This window comes from Pseudomonas agronomica (assembly GCF_025917275.1).
Taxonomy (GTDB): domain Bacteria; phylum Pseudomonadota; class Gammaproteobacteria; order Pseudomonadales; family Pseudomonadaceae; genus Aquipseudomonas; species Aquipseudomonas agronomica.
This window is the reverse complement of the sequence record NZ_JAOSHO010000697.1, coordinates 1-2,081: the sequence shown is the minus strand read 5'-3', so window position 1 is coordinate 2,081 and position 2,081 is coordinate 1. Positions and strand designations below refer to the sequence as shown.

Annotated in this window: 2 protein-coding genes; both read left to right on the top strand. The window is 62.2% G+C overall.

The genetic code is table 11. The annotated features are described in order from the left end of the window. The first annotated feature begins 187 nt into the window (after nucleotides 1-187). On the top strand, nucleotides 188-1,657 hold the full coding sequence (gene guaB, locus OC610_RS26275) for an IMP dehydrogenase (protein ID WP_181286984.1): 1,470 nt from the start codon (nucleotides 188-190) through the stop codon (nucleotides 1,655-1,657). A 79-nt stretch (nucleotides 1,658-1,736) separates the two neighbouring features. Continuing rightward, a partial coding sequence (locus tag OC610_RS26270; protein ID WP_264432030.1) for a glutamine amidotransferase-related protein occupies nucleotides 1,737-2,081 on the top strand: 345 nt, incomplete at its 3' end.

The window sequence follows — 2,081 nt, the reverse complement described above, 5'->3', positions numbered from 1 at the left end:
AGCAACAATGTTGAATGTGCCGCCGCCATCGCGAGCAAGCTCGCTCCCACAGGGGGGTGTGTTGCAGTGGGGTAGGGTTTCAGCCCGTCAATCACCCCGCCAATAATAGACAGAGTTTTACATTGAGCCAGACGGGGTGCATGAGTATAATGGCGCGCTTCCATTTTCCCGCTCGGGAGCCCCCGCGATGCTGCGTATCAGCCAAGAAGCTCTGACCTTCGACGACATTCTCCTAGTGCCCGGTTATTCCGAGGTACTGCCTAACGAAGTCAGTCTCAAAACCCGTCTCACCCGTGGCATCGAACTGAATATCCCCCTGGTTTCCGCCGCCATGGACACCGTGACCGAAGCCCGTCTGGCCATTGCCATGGCCCAGGAAGGCGGTATCGGTATCATCCACAAGAACATGACCATCGAACAGCAGGCCGCCGAAGTGCGCAAGGTCAAGCGGTTCGAGGCTGGCGTGGTCAAGGATCCGATCACCATCGAGGCTGACGCCACGGTCCGGGATCTGTTCGAACTGACCCGCATGCACAACATCTCCGGTGTTCCGGTGCTGCACGATGGCGACCTGGTCGGCATCGTCACGTCCCGCGACGTGCGTTTCGAGAACCGCCTGGATGCCACCGTCCGCCAAGTGATGACGCCTAAAGAGCGCCTGGTCACGGTCAAGGAAGGCACCAGCAAGGACGAAGTCCGCGAGTTGCTGCACAAGCACCGCATCGAACGCGTGCTGATCGTCGACGACAAGTTCGCCCTCAAGGGCATGATGACCGTCAACGACATCGAAAAAGCCAAGGCCTATCCGCTGGCCAGCAAGGACGACCAGGGTCGTCTGCGCGTCGGCGCCGCCGTCGGCACCGGCAAGGACACCGGTGACCGCGTCGCCGCCCTGGTCAATGCCGGCGTTGACGTGGTGGTGGTCGACACCGCCCACGGTCACTCCAAAGGTGTGATCGACCGCGTGCGCTGGGTCAAGCAGAACTTCCCTGACGTGCAGGTGATCGGCGGCAACATCGCCACCGGCGCTGCCGCCAAGGCCCTGGCCGACGCCGGCGCCGACGCAGTCAAGGTCGGTATCGGCCCAGGCTCGATCTGCACCACCCGCATCGTCGCCGGTGTCGGTGTGCCGCAGATCAGCGCCATCGCCAACGTCGCCGCCGCCCTTGAAGGCACGGGCGTGCCGTTGATCGCCGACGGCGGTATCCGTTTCTCCGGTGACCTGTCCAAGGCCATCGTCGCTGGTGCCTATTGCGTGATGATGGGTTCGATGTTCGCCGGTACCGAAGAAGCGCCGGGCGAGATCGAACTGTTCCAGGGCCGTAGCTACAAGGCCTATCGCGGCATGGGTTCGCTGGGCGCCATGTCCCAGGCCCAGGGCTCTTCCGACCGTTACTTCCAGGACTCCTCCGCGGGTGCCGAGAAGCTGGTGCCGGAAGGCATCGAAGGTCGCGTGCCGTACAAAGGCACCCTGAGCGCCATCATCCATCAACTGATGGGCGGCCTGCGTTCTTCCATGGGCTACACCGGCAGCGCCGACATCGAAGAGATGCGCACCAAGCCGGAATTCGTGCGCATCACCGGTGCCGGCATGGCCGAGTCCCATGTCCACGACGTGCAGATCACCAAGGAAGCGCCGAACTACCGCGTAGGTTAAGGTCTTCAGCAAAACGTTAATCACCGGGGCTGTTCATTCAGCCCCGAGTTGTTTCTGATTCACTACATGAGAATGAGTCATGGCCCTCGACATTCACGCTCACCGCATCCTGATCCTCGACTTCGGTTCCCAGTACACTCAGCTGATCGCCCGCCGCGTGCGTGAGATCGGCGTGTACTGCGAACTGCATCCGTTCGACATGGATGACGAAGCGATTCGCGAATTCGCGCCTAAAGGCGTCATCCTCGCTGGCGGCCCCGAGTCCGTGCACGAAGCCGACAGCCCGCGCTGCCCGCAAGCCGTGTTCGACCTGGGTGTGCCGGTCTTCGGCATCTGCTACGGCATGCAGACCATGGCCGAGCAGCTGGGCGGCAAGGTCGAAGGTTCGGACCTGCGTGAGTTCGGTTATGCCCGCGTCGACGTG

Excerpts from the sequence above, each read along its gene's own strand:
- guaB (WP_181286984.1), top strand. The coding sequence starts at position 188 with ATGCTGCGTATCAGCCAAGAAGCTCTGACCTTCGACGACATTCTCCTA.